At 68.3% G+C, this 14,967-nt stretch carries 12 protein-coding genes and 2 pseudogenes; 4 read left to right on the plus strand and 10 right to left on the minus strand.

Annotation, left to right across the window (positions count from 1 at the left end; genetic code table 11):
- The first annotated feature begins 119 nt into the window (after window positions 1-119).
- Window positions 120-761 carry a nucleotidyltransferase domain-containing protein gene (locus tag ACFPIH_RS23490; protein ID WP_381175001.1) on the plus strand — a complete coding sequence of 214 codons (642 nt, stop codon included), beginning with the start codon at window positions 120-122 and terminating at the stop codon, window positions 759-761.
- Window positions 762-1,248: 487 nt separating this feature from the next.
- Here ACFPIH_RS23490 and ACFPIH_RS23495 read toward each other — a convergent pair whose 3' ends face one another.
- The 3 genes from ACFPIH_RS23495 to ACFPIH_RS23505 form a co-directional block, all read right to left on the minus strand.
- Window positions 1,249-2,415 carry an NAD(P)/FAD-dependent oxidoreductase gene (locus tag ACFPIH_RS23495; protein WP_381174999.1) on the minus strand — a complete coding sequence of 389 codons (1,167 nt, stop codon included), beginning with the start codon at window positions 2,413-2,415 and terminating at the stop codon, window positions 1,249-1,251.
- A 36-nt stretch (window positions 2,416-2,451) separates the two neighbouring features.
- A complete protein-coding gene (locus tag ACFPIH_RS23500; RefSeq protein ID WP_381174997.1) occupies window positions 2,452-3,165 on the minus strand; it encodes a GntR family transcriptional regulator in 714 nt (237 codons plus the stop codon).
- 333 nt (window positions 3,166-3,498) lie between these two features.
- Window positions 3,499-4,293 (minus strand): CAP domain-containing protein, encoded by a 795-nt coding sequence (locus ACFPIH_RS23505; protein WP_381174995.1) that lies wholly within the window; start codon window positions 4,291-4,293, stop codon window positions 3,499-3,501.
- A 559-nt stretch (window positions 4,294-4,852) separates the two neighbouring features.
- Here ACFPIH_RS23505 and ACFPIH_RS23510 point away from each other — a divergent pair.
- Both ACFPIH_RS23510 and ACFPIH_RS23515 read left to right on the plus strand, forming a co-directional pair.
- Window positions 4,853-5,220 (plus strand): annotated as a pseudogene (locus ACFPIH_RS23510) (transposase); the annotation flags it as partial.
- A gap of 519 nt (window positions 5,221-5,739) precedes the next feature.
- On the plus strand, window positions 5,740-5,925 hold the full coding sequence (locus ACFPIH_RS23515; protein ID WP_381174993.1) for a hypothetical protein: 186 nt from the start codon (window positions 5,740-5,742) through the stop codon (window positions 5,923-5,925).
- A gap of 118 nt (window positions 5,926-6,043) precedes the next feature.
- Here the strand turns inward: ACFPIH_RS23515 and ACFPIH_RS23520 are convergent, their stop codons facing one another.
- From ACFPIH_RS23520 to ACFPIH_RS23530, 3 genes are all read right to left on the minus strand, one after another.
- The gene (locus tag ACFPIH_RS23520; protein ID WP_381174991.1) at window positions 6,044-7,024 is read right to left on the minus strand and encodes a threonine ammonia-lyase; all 981 of its coding nucleotides are present in this window, start codon (window positions 7,022-7,024) and stop codon (window positions 6,044-6,046) included.
- 428 nt (window positions 7,025-7,452) lie between these two features.
- On the minus strand, window positions 7,453-8,445 hold the full coding sequence (locus ACFPIH_RS23525) for an aldo/keto reductase (RefSeq protein WP_381175156.1): 993 nt from the start codon (window positions 8,443-8,445) through the stop codon (window positions 7,453-7,455).
- A gap of 219 nt (window positions 8,446-8,664) precedes the next feature.
- Window positions 8,665-8,913 (minus strand): SDR family NAD(P)-dependent oxidoreductase, encoded by a 249-nt coding sequence (locus tag ACFPIH_RS23530; RefSeq protein WP_381174989.1) that lies wholly within the window; start codon window positions 8,911-8,913, stop codon window positions 8,665-8,667.
- A 154-nt stretch (window positions 8,914-9,067) separates the two neighbouring features.
- Between ACFPIH_RS23530 and ACFPIH_RS23535 the strand changes: the two genes are divergently transcribed.
- The gene (locus tag ACFPIH_RS23535) at window positions 9,068-9,928 is read left to right on the plus strand and encodes a helix-turn-helix transcriptional regulator (RefSeq protein ID WP_465270377.1); all 861 of its coding nucleotides are present in this window, start codon (window positions 9,068-9,070) and stop codon (window positions 9,926-9,928) included.
- A gap of 364 nt (window positions 9,929-10,292) precedes the next feature.
- Here ACFPIH_RS23535 and ACFPIH_RS23540 read toward each other — a convergent pair whose 3' ends face one another.
- The 4 genes and pseudogenes from ACFPIH_RS23540 to ACFPIH_RS23555 form a co-directional block, all read right to left on the minus strand.
- The gene (locus ACFPIH_RS23540) at window positions 10,293-11,132 is read right to left on the minus strand and encodes a transferase (protein WP_381174985.1); all 840 of its coding nucleotides are present in this window, start codon (window positions 11,130-11,132) and stop codon (window positions 10,293-10,295) included.
- Entirely contained in the window at window positions 11,129-12,394 is a 1,266-nt protein-coding gene (locus tag ACFPIH_RS23545; RefSeq protein ID WP_381174983.1) for a glycosyltransferase family 4 protein, read from the minus strand. The genes ACFPIH_RS23540 and ACFPIH_RS23545 overlap by 4 nt, the downstream gene beginning before the upstream one ends.
- Before the next feature lie 816 nt (window positions 12,395-13,210).
- Window positions 13,211-13,861: a uridine kinase family protein gene (locus ACFPIH_RS23550; protein ID WP_381174981.1), complete on the minus strand. Its 651-nt coding sequence runs from the start codon at window positions 13,859-13,861 to the stop codon at window positions 13,211-13,213.
- Between the two features lie 99 nt (window positions 13,862-13,960).
- Window positions 13,961-14,230, minus strand: a pseudogene (locus ACFPIH_RS23555) (GNAT family N-acetyltransferase); the annotation flags it as partial.
- Between the last annotated feature and the right edge of the window lie 737 nt (window positions 14,231-14,967).

Raw genomic sequence — 14,967 nt, forward strand, 5'->3', positions numbered from 1 at the left:
ACGACGCCGACGATCCCCACCCGGCCCACGCTCCGGCCGCGCCTACGCCGAACCGGTCGGCGGTCCGCTCGACGGTCTACTCCTCTCCGAACTACCAGCTGACGCCGTACGTTGTTCCGATGACCGATTCTGTGCCGCCCGGCGGCGCTGTCCTTGATGCGGATGAACTGGGCGCTCGGTGGGCGGAGGCCTGGCGGCCGGAACAGGTCGCGGAGCGGTTGGGCGGCGTCAGCGCGCCCTGGTGCGTCGTGGCGGGGTGGGCGCTGGATCTGTTCCGCGGCGGGCAGTCGCGGCTCCACGGTGATCTGGAGATCGCGGTGCCCGCGGCGGGGTTCGCGGAGATTCGGGACCGTCTCCCCGAGTACGTGTTCGACGCGGTGGGCTCGGGACGGGTGTGGGCGAGCGCAGGAGCTGAGGTGCTCGCGGCCACGCACCAGACCTGGGTGCGGGATCCCTCGAGCGGACAGTTCCTGTTCGATGTCTTCCGCGAGCCACACGAGGGCGGGACGTGGATCTGTCGGCGCGACGAGAGCCTGCGGCTGCCGTACGACGCGATCATCGAGCGGACCGCGGACGGCATTCCCTATCTGGTGCCGGAGCTGGTGCTGTTGTTCAAAGCGAAGGAGGCACGGTCCAAGGATCATGCGGACTTCGACGAGGTTCTACCGCTGTTGAGCCAGTCGCGGCGCGACGTTCTCAGAGGGTGGCTGACGCGCGTGCATCCCGGACATCCCTGGCTGGCGGAACTGGCGGGGCAGTGACGCGGACCCTGCCTGTGGAACGCCACGGACAAGCGCGCCAACTCGCCAGCCCCGTCTACGACTTCACCGACAGCGCCGCCCCCCCCCGGGACGTCGCCGACGCGCCGACCCGGTCACCGCGGACAGCCTGTACTGGCTGTTCGTGCCGGCCCGCCGGGTCACCGTCCCCCGTCCCCCGACCGCCGTCGCCGCCTCGGTGCGGCAGGACACCACCCGACATGACGGCGGACGACGCCACCGCCTGGGTCCCGGCGGGCCGATGCCCCGGAAGGACGGCGTGGTCCCATCCACGGCTTCGTCGACGGCAAGTGGTACACGGTCGGCGACAAGAACGAAGCCGGGCAGGCCGTCATCTCGGTTGCCGTCTACGACCCGGCGACCGACGCCTGGCCGGGCGATGCCGCCACTCCCGAACGACACGCCGTACACCGTTCAGCCGGTGCCGGTCTCGACGAAGGTCACCAGAATTGCGGTGGAGGGCTGTCGGCTACTGCTCACCCAGACTGGTGGCATGTTGATCCACCTCGATGTCCGAGCGCTGTAAGCCGGTGAATCGTGTGGGCCGGAAAGCCCGGAGGAGGTCTTGTTCCTGGTCGGTTGTGATCTCGGCCGCGACCAGGCGTCCCAGAATCGGCGCCAAGGTGACCCCGCTGTGCGAGACGAGGCAGTAGACGCGGGACTGCGCGGAGGCATAGCCGGCGACGGTGTGGCCGTCCGCGGGCAGTGACCGGAAGCCGACGCGCAGGTCGATCTGCGGTGCCCGGCTCGGGTCGGTCAGCAGTGCGGAGAACCGCCGGGCGAGGGTGCTCGCGATGTCCCCGTCCGCGGACGGAGGGTCTGCCGGATCGACGTCGGCGTTCAGATCGAGAGCCTGCAGGACGGTGTGCCCGCCGGCTGCGGGGCGGAGGTTGAGGCCGGGGCTGTGGATCACACAGCGCAGGTCGAGTTCCGGTGACCTGGCGTACCCGAGTAGACCGACGGCCTGCGCTCCGCGACCGGCATCCGTCGCCATGGGGACGTGAATCCCGGCCCGTGCGGCGAGCCGCTCTGTCCAGCGGCCTGCCGCCAGGACGACTCGATCGCTCCTGCAGACCTTGCCTCCGGCCAGGGTGACGGACACTCCATCAGGCCTGTCGTCGACGGCCACGACCTCGCCGATCGCGCACTCGGCTCCGTGCTGCTCGGCGTCCGCCAGTAAGTTGCCCACGAAGAGATCCGGCAGCACGTATCCCTCGCTGGGGAAGTGTGCGATGGACGTGACGGCAGCCGGGATCCGGAGGTCGCCCGCGATCCGCGTTGCTCCGCCAGGCGTGACCCAGCGTGCGGGGTAGCCGAGGGACTGCAGTCGTTCCACGTTGCGGGCGAGCCGCTGCTCGCTGGCGGCGTCCGCCCACTGCAGGGCCCCGCTGGGGAAGTACGACGGCGCGCCGCGCAGTTGCCCGGCGAGCCTGGCGTGCTCCTCCATCCCTGCGAGGTTCAGCCGGTGGTAGTCCGGGTCGGGCTTCCGGCTGGAGTTGGTCCAGGCGAAGGTGGTCGCGGTCGTACCGGTGCCGGGTCCCGACTGATCGAGCAGGAGAACGTCCTCGCCGGCGACGGCAAGCTGCCTCGCGACGCTCACGCCCAGCACGCCGGCACCGATGATGATGACCTTCATTGCTTACCCACTTCCTCTCTGGCAGCGACACGCTGCTCACCTGGCCGGGACGGGAAGCTCCAGGAAGAACTCGGCGGTTCCCGGACGGACGAGGGTCGTGACCACCTCGACGGTGCTTCCGTCATCGGCGCGCAATTCCCTGCGCCTCATCAGCGCAGGCGTTCCGATCTCGCTGTGCAGCAATGTGGCGTCGTGCTCATCGAGGGTCACCGGGTCGAGATAGAGCCGGATCGCGTCGATCGGTACTCCTCTGCGCTGGAGATACGGGAGGGTGACGAGGTCTTCGAGGTTCTCGTTCAGCAGGTCCGGGGCAACCGCGAAGAGAACGACATGCCGTTCGACGGACTGTGGCTCCTCGCGTACGTCGAGCTTGCGGCGGACCAGTTCCACTACCGCCGTGTCGGCTGAGGCGCCGGGGATCGCCAGGACGGCGTCGGCGGCCCTGACGATCCGCGCGGAAACGACCTCGTGTCTGCCCGGTGCGCCCTTCGCGGCTGCTGCGGGGGTGACGAAGTTGAGCAGATTGATCTGCCGCGTCACGTCCGCCACGAACGTTCCGTGGCGGCGTCGGCGGATCGCCAGTCCCGCCTCCGCCAGGTCGTTGAGGACCCGTTGGGCCGTGGCGCGGCTGACGCCGTACTGGGTGGAGAGGTCCATCTCGGTCGGCAACCGCGAGCCGGGGGGCAGGTTCCCGGCCCGGATCTTCGCTTCGATCTCTCGCCTGATCTGTACGTAAAGTGGAACGGGCATGCTTAGACCGTACATTCGGCCAATTGACCGGTCAATAGCGGCTTCGCCGCTGCGGGCGGGCCGCTCGGGCGGGGCGTGGCGGCCGACGATGCTGCCGGCCTGCGCCGCAACAGTGGCTGCCGCGCCGATGAGCAGGTCGGTGAGGGGAAGCAGGAGGGCGAAGCAGGAGGGCGAATCCGCTCACGCGGCCTGCGAGGGCAGCCGTTGGCACGAGCCCGATCACGGACAGGGGAGACGCGTCCCGCATCACACGGCGGCAACGGGCTTTCGGCGACCCGTGCGGTACTTCGCACTGCGCGGGCGTATGCCGAGAGCCTGTTGCCCTGGTGCTGTCTACCGCGCGGTTCCGAAGTCCTGGGTCCAGTAGCTGCCGGGCTGTGCCAGTCCGACGCCGATGTCCTTGAACGCACAGTTGAGGATGTTCGCCTTGTGGCCGGGGCTGGACATCCAGCCCGCCATGACCTGCTCGGGTGTGGCGTAACCGTAGGCGACGTTCTCGCCGTAGGTGCTCCAGTTGTAGCCGGCACGCGTGATCCGGTCGCCGGGGGAAGACCCGTCGGACCCTGTGTGCGACATGTTCTGGTGAGCTGCCATGTCCTCGCTGTGTGCCTGTGCGGCCTTGGCCAGGACCGCGTTCAGCGTCACGGGCGAGCAACCGATCTTGCTGCGCTCGGCGTTGACGAGTTGAACGATGCGAGCGCTGGTTCCGGACGCCGGGGCGGCGGCGTTCGAAGTGCTGGGCGACGCGGGGGTCGCGGAGGCGGAAGCGGAGGCGCTGGCCTTCGGAGTGCTCGAAGGTGTGGTGGGCTTGGGCTTGGGCTTGGGCTTCGGCGTGGTGGAGTTCGGAGTGCTCGCAGAGGCGGTGGGCGTCTGTGATGCTGCAGAACTGTGCTCACTGTGCTCGGTGCCGCTCCAGCCGAGGCCCCGGTCGACGTGCCCGGCGCGATCCCGGGTGGCGTCGTTCCACCAATCCCCGGACGTGTTCTTCTCGGCACCGTAGAGGTGATGTCCTCCGCCGTCCCGCCAGTCGGTACAGGCCAGGGCGACGGATGGCACACCCACGATGCCCATGGTGACCGCAGCGATGACTATTCGCCGGTAACGTTCCTTTTTGCGATGCTTACCCATGCGTGACCTCACTCGGTAATCGCCGAGCGCCCTTGTCCGGCTGGCTCTGTGCGGACTCGGCTCCTGAACTGCGGAGACACCCGGCGGGTCGTCATTCTCAGGACGGTTTTACGCAGAGAGCAATGGCCTTTCGTACTACGTTGCTTCGTAGGTCTGGACGGCCCTTGCAATAGATGTGGGGGCGTGCTGCTCCGGGTTCTGCGCATGCCGAGGAGTTCTGTCACTCCGTCAGAAACACTCCGCCCGCAAGTTCGGGAGAAAGGCTCCGAGCGGTCGGCGTGAGTCGGGCCTGGCGTGATACGCGCGTATGCCAAGTCAGACAAATCCCATATGTCACCGGAGTGGCATCTACTATTGGGGACGCTTAGTTCTCCTGGCTGGTGTGACGGATGTCATGGAATCGCGACTTTCGTTTCCGGTTCGCGCTTCCTGTGCCACCCGTCAGGTTGCTTCGGCGCAGGATCCCGGACGACGGCGTCGGTGGCCGTGTCGACGGTCGCGCCATTAGACGGCGTTTGCACCCCTTTCGGGTGCTCTTCGGCCGACGCGAAGCGCCGTTCTGCTCTGTTCGCTCCCCGGCGATCTGTCCGATGCCCGCTGGGAGCTGGTCGAGCCGGTCCTGACTTCCTGGCGGGCCGAACGCCGCGGCCGCGGACTGGACATCGGCCGCCCGCCGGACCACGGCCTGCTCCTGGACGTCCTCCTCTACCTGGTGCTACCTCCCGTACGACTACCCGCACTGGAACACTGCCTAGGTCTACTTCGCTGGTCACGGCCGCGAGCGTGCAGGACTCCGCCGCCGGCCAGGCCCTCATCGAGAAGGTGGCCGCCGAGCACCCCACCGTCCGCAAGACCTGGACCGACGGCGGCTACCGCGAACACCTCGCCGAGCACGCTGCCACCCTCGGCATCGACCCCACCACCAGGGCTCGCCGAGAGCCCGTACGTGCCGCGCAGCGGGTGCGGAAAGGCGTACTTGAACGCGCGGGTGCCCATTCATCTGAACCCGGCCCTCTACGAAATGGAGGGGTTCCGTGTTCGGCCTAATTCGCTGAAGGACTTCGAGACGGCCGAGACGCGCTGTCGTGGGCGGCATGAGGAGCGCAGGTCACCGGGCTGGACTCATCTCCTGAGTCGCCTATTCGATCCGCGCCGAGAAGGCTTGGCTTGAACCACTCGATCCAGCGCGGATCGGCTGGTCGCATACCGGCGGCGCATCGGCACCCCACGCGGCAGCCGCACGCTCGGCCCGTTCCGTCAGGCCGATACTCGACGGCCTGCCCACCCTCGCCGACAAGGGCTACATCGGCGCGGGGTTCGGCATCCTCGTCTCGCTCAACGGCGTCTGGAAATGATCACTGCTGTGAAAGCGTCAGCAACCTCACGACCTTGGACAAAACGTCAACGACCCATTCCCGCCGGCGCGTTGGATGTAACTTCGTCAACATGAGTAACGACGTTCACATAGACCGTGCCCCGTCCTCCGGGGGCGGCATCCAGATCACGGTCAGTCTTTCCCCCACGGTTCTGGCGAAGCTCCAAAAGGACGGCTCCTGGACGGAGTCAATCAGCGAAGGCCAGGTCACCGGCGACGGCCCGGCCATCACCCAGATCGAGTTCAGGGTGCCGTAAGTCAGTTGCCCGCCCGGCTCCGAGCTCGCAACTGGCTCTGCCCGGTGGTGCCTTCGCAGGCGATGTCAGACGGAGGCGCCCTGCTTGGTGCGCGGGGCCTGGTTCTTGGCCACAATTCTCAAGACCCGTGGACGGGAGCCGTACCGACCCAGCGGTGGTAGGCGTCTACGTCGACGTTGCTGCCGCACACGATGGTGACTACGTGTCGGCCGACGAAGCGGTCACGGTCTTCGAGGATCGCCGCGATGCCCAGCGCGGCCGAAGGTTCGACGACGAGGCCGGCGTGGTCGAGGAGCATCCGCATACCGGCGATGATCGACGCCTCCTGGACCAGGACGGCGTCGTCAGCGACCAGGAGGAGGTCGTCCAGGACGGCCGGGATGGGACGCCGGCCGGCGACGCCGTCAGCGATGGTGTTGGTCGAGTCGGTGGTGACGACACGCCGCCTGCGCCACGAGTGCGTCATCGCCGGTGCGCCCAGCGGCTGGACGCAGATCACCTCGACTTCGGGTGCCAATGCCTTCACCACATGACCCACGCCGGTGGCCAGCGCCCCACCGCCGAGAGCAATCAGGACGGCGTCGAACGACGGCGCGGTGGCCACCAGTTCCAGGCCGATGGTCGCCGCGCCCTCGCAGGTCTCGATGTCCAGGCTGTCTTCGACCAGCCTGATGCCGTCGTACCGTGCGATGGCCGCCGCCCGCTCGCGAGCCATCTCGTGGTCGCCGTCCACCAGCTCCAACCTGGCGTCCAACGCGCGGATGCGATCAAGCTTGGCCCGAGTCGCAAAGCGGGATGCCACGACTGTGACATCGAGCCCCCGGCCGCGACCGGACCACGCGAGGGCTTGGCCAAGGTTGCCCGCGCTCGCGCACACCACCGCTGGCGAGCCATGGTCGGCGAGCAGGCTCGCGACCACCTCGGTGCCGCGGGCCTTGAAGCTGCGGACCGGATTCGCCGTTTCGAGCTTGATGCTCACCGTGCACCCGAGGCCGGGCTCCAGCGCCTCGCAGCGGTACAGCGGAGTGTCGAGAAAGACCGGGTCGATTACCCGGCGGGCTGCCCGGATCCGAGCAGTGTCGAGGCGCGTCTCCTGCACGACACAGCAGCGTAGCGCCACCGGCGCTGGTTCCATGAGCAACTGTGAGGAGTTGTGGGTCGGTTGAGGTGTGTCACGCTGCGGCCGGTTCCGCGGGGCGTTCGACGAGGTGACCGTTCTCGAAGCGGGCGCCGGCCCGGACGAGGGCGACGAGACGGGGTGCGGTGACCGCACGCCAGCACGGGCGCGCCTTCCCGACCCGCGCTGCTACGCGGGCCTGCTCGATGACCAGAAGTCGATCACTCGGGAAGGCGGCAAGACGGGAAGGCAGGAAGGCGGAAGGCGCACCTTGAGCAGTTGTCGGATGTGAGGGCCGCGTTTGTCGGCCGGAGTGTGTCTCGCCGGTCGCGGGGAGACACACTCGGCTCGTCAGCCGGTGTTCGCCCCTCGGTTCGACGCTGTCGATCGCCTCGGGGCGGGTGGCGGAATCACTCCTGGATCGAGGCCATGCCCATCGGGGTGTAGCGGTCTCCTGCCGCGGCTCCGACCGGAATCGCGGTGCTCAGTCCGGCGATGGTCGCGGGGTCGAGCGAGATGGCGGCGGCGGCGATGTTCTGCTCGAGCCAGGTGCGCCGCTTCGTTCCGGGGACAGCCGTGACTCCGTCCTGGGCGAGCACCCAGGCGAGGGCGAGTTGACCCGCCGTCACGCCGAGGTTGTCTGCCGTCGTGAGGATCCGGTCGAGAAGCGACAGGTTCTGTTCCAGGTTCGCGTCGGCGAAGCGCGGCGAGGTGCGACGGAAGTCATGGGTCGGCAGGTCGTGCACCGATCGCACGGCCCCGGTGAGGAAGCCGCGGCCGAGCGGCGCGTATGCGACGAAGCCGATTCCCAGTTCACGGACCGTGTCGAGCACGCCGTTGACTTCGACATTGCGGCTGAACAACGAGTATTCGGTCTGCACCGCCGACAGGGGGGCCACCGCATGCGCTGCCCGGATACTCGCCGGGGAGGCTTCGCTGATACCGAGGTAGCGAAGCTTTCCCTCCGTCACCAGATCGGCGAGGACGCCGAATGTCTCCTCGACCGGCACGCCCGGGTCGACGCGGTGCAGGTAGAACAGGTCGATGTGATCCGTGCCCAGCCGGCGCAGTGAGCCTTCCACGCACGCCCTCAGATAGTCGGGGCGCCCGTTGGGGCCGCCGACGATCTTCCCGGTCTCGTCGAGAGTGACGCCACCGCCCTTCGTTGCCACGATCAGTTCGTCGGGGCGGCCCTTGAGTGCCCGCCCGAGGAGTTCCTCGCCGCTGAAAGGACCGTACATGTCCGCGGTGTCGAACATCGTGACGCCCAGTTCGACCGCCCGGTGAACGGTCCTGATCGCCTCGGCCTCGTCCGGGGTGCCGTACATCGCGGTCATGCCCATGGTGCCGAGGCCCTCGACCGAGGCGACCAGGCCGCGCTCGCCGATTTTGTGTGTCTGCAGAGTCATGTCTCCACCTTGTGGTTGTGGCGGGATGGGTGGGGCGCCGTGCTGGTCCTCGCTCCGCCGGGGCGAGGAGGAAGCATTGGTCGGCGCCATCGGTGATCGTTTAGGTGCCGTCCAGGGGGCCGGGCGGGACCTATGCCCAGCGCAGGGCCTCGTCGCCGGGGAGCCGCGGCTGCCGCTCGAGCCAGGGTTCCTCGCCGTCCGGGTGTCCGATGTTCACCAGGAGTCGGCGAAGGCGCGCACCGAGGTCAGGTCCGACACGTCGAGCGGTCGGATGTCGAAGGCGCCGGGCAGGCCGGCGACGGCGTGGCGGGCCTTACCGGTGTGGCGTACCCCCAGCACGACGCGGGCCCCGGCACGAGCGAGCTCGCGTGCCGTGATCAGACCGAGGCCACGGCCGGCACCGGTGATCACCACCGTACGGCCGGTCAGGTCCGGGAGATCGTTCGCAGTCCAACTGGTCATGGATCTTGGCTCCGTGGTTCGTGGTTGTGGGTTCGCGGCGACCGGTGATCGCATCGCCAGTGAACTCGCCGCACCACGGGCGCTGGAAGGACACGCGCAACCACTGACTGGCAGGTCGTGGATAAGCCGCGCCGGATGACCAACGATGGGGACCATGGACCATACGTTCGACCGCTCTTCCCTGGGCGCCTTCCTGCGCACCCGGCGCACGGCGCTGCAACCGGAGGACGTCGGGTTGCGTCGCGGGCAACGCCGGCGCGCTCCCGGCCTGCGCCGCGAGGAGGTGGCGGAGCTGTGCACCATGTCCGCCGACTACTTCGCCAGACTGGAACGCGGCGACGGGCCCCAACCCTCGGAGCAGATGATCGCGGCCATCGCCCGCGGCCTGCGGCTGACCCCGGACGAACGCGATCACCTGTTCCTGCTCGCCGGCTACCGCACCGGCCGCCGTGACCTGCGGCTTCAGCATGTGAGCCCCGGACTGATGCGGGTCATGGACGGCTTGGCCGGCACCACCGCGCAGGTCATGGGCCCGCTGAGCGAGACCCTGCTGCAGACGCCGTCCGCCGTGGCACTGCTCGGCGAACAGACCCAGTACACCGGCAACGCCCGCAGCGCGACGTACCGATGGTTCACCGACCCGGCCGCCCGTGAGCGGTACCACCCCGAGCAGCACGACAACAACAGCCGGACCAACGCCGCGCTGCTGCGCGCGGCTGTCACTCGGGACGGGCCCGGCTCTCCCGCGGCGCACCTGGCGGACATCCTGCTGCGCACCAGCGACGAGTTCGCCCGGTTGTGGGAGCGCCATGAGGTGGGCCTGCGGTGGAGCGAGACCAAGCGATTCGTCCATCCCCAGGTCGGACAGCTGGACCTCTACTGCCAACTCCTGCTTGAGCCGGACCAGGGCCAGTCGCTTCTCATATTCACCGCCACTCCGGGCACGGAGAGCCACGAGAAACTCGCCCTGCTCACCGTGCTGGGCACCGACCAATTCGCCGCCGACACCGAGTGACGCCCCCCACGGCGCCGGCCACACCCGATCGGAACGGATCCGACCGAACCGGTTCGTCACGCTGCCGGTTGGCATTGCCGATCCGGTCGGCCACGTCCGCCATGAAGATCACCGCCCTCGCCCGGGCCCGGCCACCACAACGAGCCCGGTCACAGAGGCGCCGGCACCGGTCACCGTCCACCATGACGTGTTGCGGTCGCGGCGGCTTCCCGGGTGTTCCCCCTGCTCACAGCCGCCACCTTCTGCCGCTGCCGGCTCAGGCGGGGTACACCTGGGCGGAACCTGCCCGACCACGAAGGCGTCGCGTCCTGCGTGATCCGCCGCCAGGATCTTCGGGAGCGGAACGTCGAGAACGTGAAGCGGTTCACGCGGACCTCGTACTGACCTCGATGGACAGATCGTTGTCCACCGTGTAGTAGGGGCGGACCTCGTACTCCCCGCGCTCGCCCAGCCGCGCGGCGGAGTAGACGAAGATCTTCTTGCGGTCCGGGATGTCGTCGAACAGTTTGCCCACCCGCACCTTGTCCGCCTCTTCCTCCGGTTGCACGAATACGTCCCAGGCGTACGGGCCCGCCGGCCCCGGCCGCAGCAGGTTCGCGTAGTCGACGCGGAAGACGAACTGGTCCTCGTCGGCCTGTTGCAACAGCACGGGGTGCAGTGTCCGCTCCTGGCGGTGCCGCAGCACGACGGTTGCACGAGGTCCAAGCCGCCTTCCGTGCAGCCGTGCCGATACGGTCATGCCGTCGTCGTCGATACGAAGCGACTGCGTCTCCGCGTGCGCCGTGCGCAGCCAGGTCCGCACCGCGAGGTAACCGTCTTTTGTGGCATAGGGGATGCGGATGGCCACCGGAGCAGTCAAGTCCCGGTGGCTGCCGTTGAGGAGCAGCCGAAGGTCACGCAAACCGGGACGCACCCGTCGTTCGTCCTTGCCCTGGTCGACGACGTAGACATCCCATCGTCCCTCGGCGAGCGAAGGCAGGTCGGGCTGCACCGCGATCCACTTGCCTTCCTGTACTTCCTCAAGGGCGAGGGAGTGGGAAGGCCGTTCCTCGGCGGCCGTCCCCTTGGGCGTGGTTCGCAGGCGCAGCAGCAGCCGCGGCTCACGCGCTTCCGGCAGCTCCAGTGACCAGGTGATGTTCGCCTTTTCGTCGATGGTGCAGTGGCAGCGCGGCTCGTGCTGCTGCTGGTTCGAGTCTTTGGTCATCGGCCAGAACTCCGTACTCTGCGCAGCGCGTTGCCGGCCGCCACGTAGGCGCCGTCCTTGAGGGCATGACTTCTACTCGTCAGCGTCCGGCACAGACCGGCGCCGGACGGCGCTCCCGCGCCCTCGCCCGTGCCCGGCTCCAGCAGCGAATCGAACAGCTGCTCCGCCTGACGCACCACGAGGGCGGGAGCGAACCGCTGCGCATTGCGCACTGCGGCCTGTCCCGTGCGGCGACGCAGAGAGTCGTCATTGATGAGTTCGAGCAGTGCCGCGGCCAGGGCGTTCGGATCACCCACCGGCGTCAGACGCCCGTCGACTCCGTCCTGGATGATCTCGGCGGGCCCGTGCGGACAGTCGGTGCTGACCACGGGCAGTCCGCAGCGCATCGCTTCCACGATGGTCATGCCGAAGGGCTCGAAGTTCGACGCGGCAAGCCCGATGGAACCCTTGACCCACTCCGCTTCGATGGGCGTGGCGGCTCCCATGAGGAGCACGTTGTCGTAGAGCCCGAGCCGCTCGATCAGCGCACGCAGACGCTCGTGTTCCTCCCCGCTCCCGTAGATGCGCAGTTGCCAGTCCGGGTGCTGAGCGGCCACGCGTGCGAACGCCTCGATCATCAGATCGAAGCGCTTGACCGGTACCAGCCGCCCGGCGGCGATGACGATCTTCGAGCTGCTGTCGGCGACCGGAAGGGTGGGATCGGGCACGCTGTTGGGCAGGCACTGCAGACGCACCCCCGGCAGATGCATCTTGCGCCGGTAGACGCGGGCGTCCGCCTCGGTGACGGTCGTCAGTGCGTTCAGCCCCGGGTATGCCCGGCGCAGGGCACGACGCAGCCGTGGGGAGTGATTGTCCAGCGTCAGGTGTTCCTGCCCTACTCGTGCGATCCGCCGTGGACCCTGAAGGGCAAGGTGGACATTGAGTCCGGGACGCGTGGCGATGACGACGTCGGCATCCGTGCCGTCCAGCCATTCCTCGATCCGCTGGTCCGTCAACTGGCTGTACTGCCTGTAGCGGTACTCGGCCTCCGGGAAGACACGGGCCGGTTTGAGGTGCAGGGGATGGTCCTGCTCGGTCCGCAAATCCACCAGTGGCCGCAGCCGCACTCTGGGGTCGAGCGTGTAATTCGGTCTCTGTCTGTGTCTCAGCACCGAAACGATCTCGACGTCGTGTCTCTCCATCAACCCCTGGGCCAGATTGAAGGTGGTGGTGATCGTGCCGCCGATCCCGTAGGCGTTGTGGATGAGAAAACGGATCTTCATGATCGGCTGGACGTTTCTTGTCTAATGGAAGGTTGCTTCTTACTGATGAAGAGGCAAAAAGCCCGTGGCTATTGGCTGAATGTGTGCGACGCAATGTCGAGTATAGGGAGATTTGTCCAATTGGTGGGAGGCGCATCCGAGACGGCCGATTCCCGGCACAGCGCAAGTCCCGCATAGCCGAACTCGATCGAAGAGCGGGCCGATCCCGAGCCCGGCGCGGAGGTCGGGCAGTTTGAGCCAGGCATCCGACCCCCTTCGTCGCGAACGAAGGCCCGGCCCACGCTGTCGCCCAGGTCGACAAGGTCACCACCGGCGACGCGGCAGCCGACACCACCGACGCATACACCTACGACGCCGACGGCAATGTCCGCATCCGCAGCATCCGCAGCATCCGCAGCATCCGCAGCACCCGGGCGGGCACCGACCCGCTCAGCTACGACGACGAGGGCGACCTCGCCGAGCCGGCCCGACCCGATCCTGGATTCCGGCATCCCGCAGTCCAGGAACGCGTACGACTACGCCGATGACACCCCCGTCACCGTCTCCGACCCCCTCCGGCGGCTGCGCGGACATCGACTGCCCCACCAGGAACCGCCCCACCTGCCTCCCCCCCCCGGGACACCAACCCCAACTCACCGGTGGGGCAAGGTCTGCAAGGCCATCAAGGTAGGGCGTCGAAGCATTCATCGATCTTCCTCTTGCCTGGCACTACGCGCTGGCGCCCGCTGAGATTCTCCCGTGGGTGCGGCGGATCTGGACGCGCCGCCGAAGCAGCGGCACCCCGATCACCGGCGTTCTGCGCGTGGGGCGGGCGACCTAAAGGCCGGTCGGCGGGGCGACGACCAACTCGGTGTCCGGGTCGTGGTCGATCTGCGGAGGGCCGGAGACGATCATGGTGGCTCGGGCCCACGGCTGTTCTCGCAACATGAACGGGAGTTCCTCCAGCAGCCAGTCCGCCACGTGCTGCAGCTGCTCGGGGGAGTCGCCGTCACGGACGGCCAACAAGCGCTCTTGGTCATCGAGGTCACCCTGCATCCACACCGAGGCGTCCAACCATGGGGCAAGCTCTGCGCGGATGATGCCGGTGCCCTCGACCCAGATGAAGTCCGCACCGGCGGGGATGGTGATCGATCCGGGCCGGTCGTGCGTGATCCAGGCAGCAGGGCGGAAGTCCACCGCCTCGCCGCGGTGCAGGGGTTGCAGGATGTTCTCGACGAGCACGGCGCCCCAGTCGAAGTAGGCGTGGTTCCAGGCGATGTCGTCGGTGTGCACGATGGCGGAGTTGGGCACCACCTTGCGTAGCCGCTCGGCCAGGGTCGTCTTGCCCGCGCCGCCCCGGCCGTCGATCGCGATCACCCGCGGACGTCCGGTGACGTCGGGTGATGCATCGCGCAATTGCCGGACGGAGTCGAGTACGGTCACCACCCGCCAGCCAACGGCCTCGGTCTCGCCTGGATGTAGACGCATCGACAACCTGTCTCAGGAGGTGAGGACACGGGTCCGGCCTGCCCGGACGGTCCGCCGGTCGCCTGACCTTATCGACGTCATGGTCGGGAGACCACGCTTCGCGGCGCGGGCTTCGTGGGCTGCGGTTGCGGCCAGCGCGGCGCCGACACCTCTCGCCCGGCGATGCTGTGCGACCACCGTGTCGAGGATGAAGGCGTGGACTCCACCGTCCCGGACAACGTTGACGAAGCCGACCAAGGAGCCGTGTTCTTCCCCCGCGCAGACCCAGGCAAGGCTGTGGCGCTCAAGTCGTGCTCGCCGGTCGGTCTGAGCGACCGGGTGGCCGAAGCCGTCAGCGTGCAGCGCGGCCGGTCTTCGGCCGGCGTCCATCAGATCGGCCGGTCCCGGGGTGTCGGCCGAGCTCCGGCCTTGGTGCTGAGCCCCACCCTGTCCCGGGCGCTGAAGTCGGCCGGCCAGCGCCCGACGACCGTCTCGCTCTCGTCGCCGGTCGCGCCGCCGCTCCAGAACGCGTACTTGTTGGCGGTGTCGATGACGCCTGCCGTCGGAGTCCACGAAACGGTCGAGGATCCGGAAGCGCTCCGCCTCGTCGGTGGCCGTGCCGAAGCCCAGGGTACCGAGGGCGATGGTGCGCTGATGTGCCGTCAACGGAGAAGACGTCTCGGAGAGGAGTGCCCGTGACGGCGGGGGCGCCTCTGATGTCGTTCCACTGACTGGCTCCAACAAATAGCTATTGATCGTATGCGGCCCGGCGAGGCCAAAGCAGGCCCGGCCCGGTCGACCGCGCACGGCCCGGCAGCAAGCACCACGTCCTCAGCGACGGCCAGGGCATCCCGCTCGAGGTGTCGCTGACCGGCGGCAACCGCAACGGCGTCCCCCAGCTCCTGCCGCCGCTCGGCAAGATTCCGGTCGTCGCGTGCCTGGTCGGCAGACCGCGCCAACCGGCCCGATGCGCTGCTGGCCGACCGCAGCTACGACCACGACAAGTGCCGCTGTCTGCTCCGGAAGCGCAATCCGCCCGGTGATCACGGAGCGAGGCCAGCCCCGCGGCACCGGCCTGGGCATCTTTCGCTACGCCGTCGAGCGCACGATCTCCTGGCTCCACGGCT

The sequence above is a fragment of the Streptomyces vulcanius genome (assembly GCF_042653945.1).
GTDB lineage: Bacteria > Actinomycetota > Actinomycetes > Streptomycetales > Streptomycetaceae > Streptomyces > Streptomyces mangrovi.

Excerpts from the sequence above, each read along its gene's own strand:
- ACFPIH_RS23490 (WP_381175001.1), top strand. The coding sequence starts at position 120 with ATGACCGATTCTGTGCCGCCCGGCGGCGCTGTCCTTGATGCGGATGAA.
- ACFPIH_RS23495 (WP_381174999.1), bottom strand. The coding sequence starts at position 2,415 with ATGAAGGTCATCATCATCGGTGCCGGCGTGCTGGGCGTGAGCGTCGCG.
- ACFPIH_RS23500 (WP_381174997.1), bottom strand. The coding sequence starts at position 3,165 with ATGCCCGTTCCACTTTACGTACAGATCAGGCGAGAGATCGAAGCGAAG.
- ACFPIH_RS23505 (WP_381174995.1), bottom strand. The coding sequence starts at position 4,293 with ATGGGTAAGCATCGCAAAAAGGAACGTTACCGGCGAATAGTCATCGCT.
- ACFPIH_RS23515 (WP_381174993.1), top strand. The coding sequence starts at position 5,740 with ATGAGTAACGACGTTCACATAGACCGTGCCCCGTCCTCCGGGGGCGGC.
- ACFPIH_RS23530 (WP_381174989.1), bottom strand. The coding sequence starts at position 8,913 with ATGACCAGTTGGACTGCGAACGATCTCCCGGACCTGACCGGCCGTACG.
- ACFPIH_RS23535 (WP_465270377.1), top strand. The coding sequence starts at position 9,068 with ATGGACCATACGTTCGACCGCTCTTCCCTGGGCGCCTTCCTGCGCACC.
- ACFPIH_RS23540 (WP_381174985.1), bottom strand. The coding sequence starts at position 11,132 with ATGACCAAAGACTCGAACCAGCAGCAGCACGAGCCGCGCTGCCACTGC.
- ACFPIH_RS23545 (WP_381174983.1), bottom strand. The coding sequence starts at position 12,394 with ATGAAGATCCGTTTTCTCATCCACAACGCCTACGGGATCGGCGGCACG.
- ACFPIH_RS23550 (WP_381174981.1), bottom strand. The coding sequence starts at position 13,861 with ATGCGTCTACATCCAGGCGAGACCGAGGCCGTTGGCTGGCGGGTGGTG.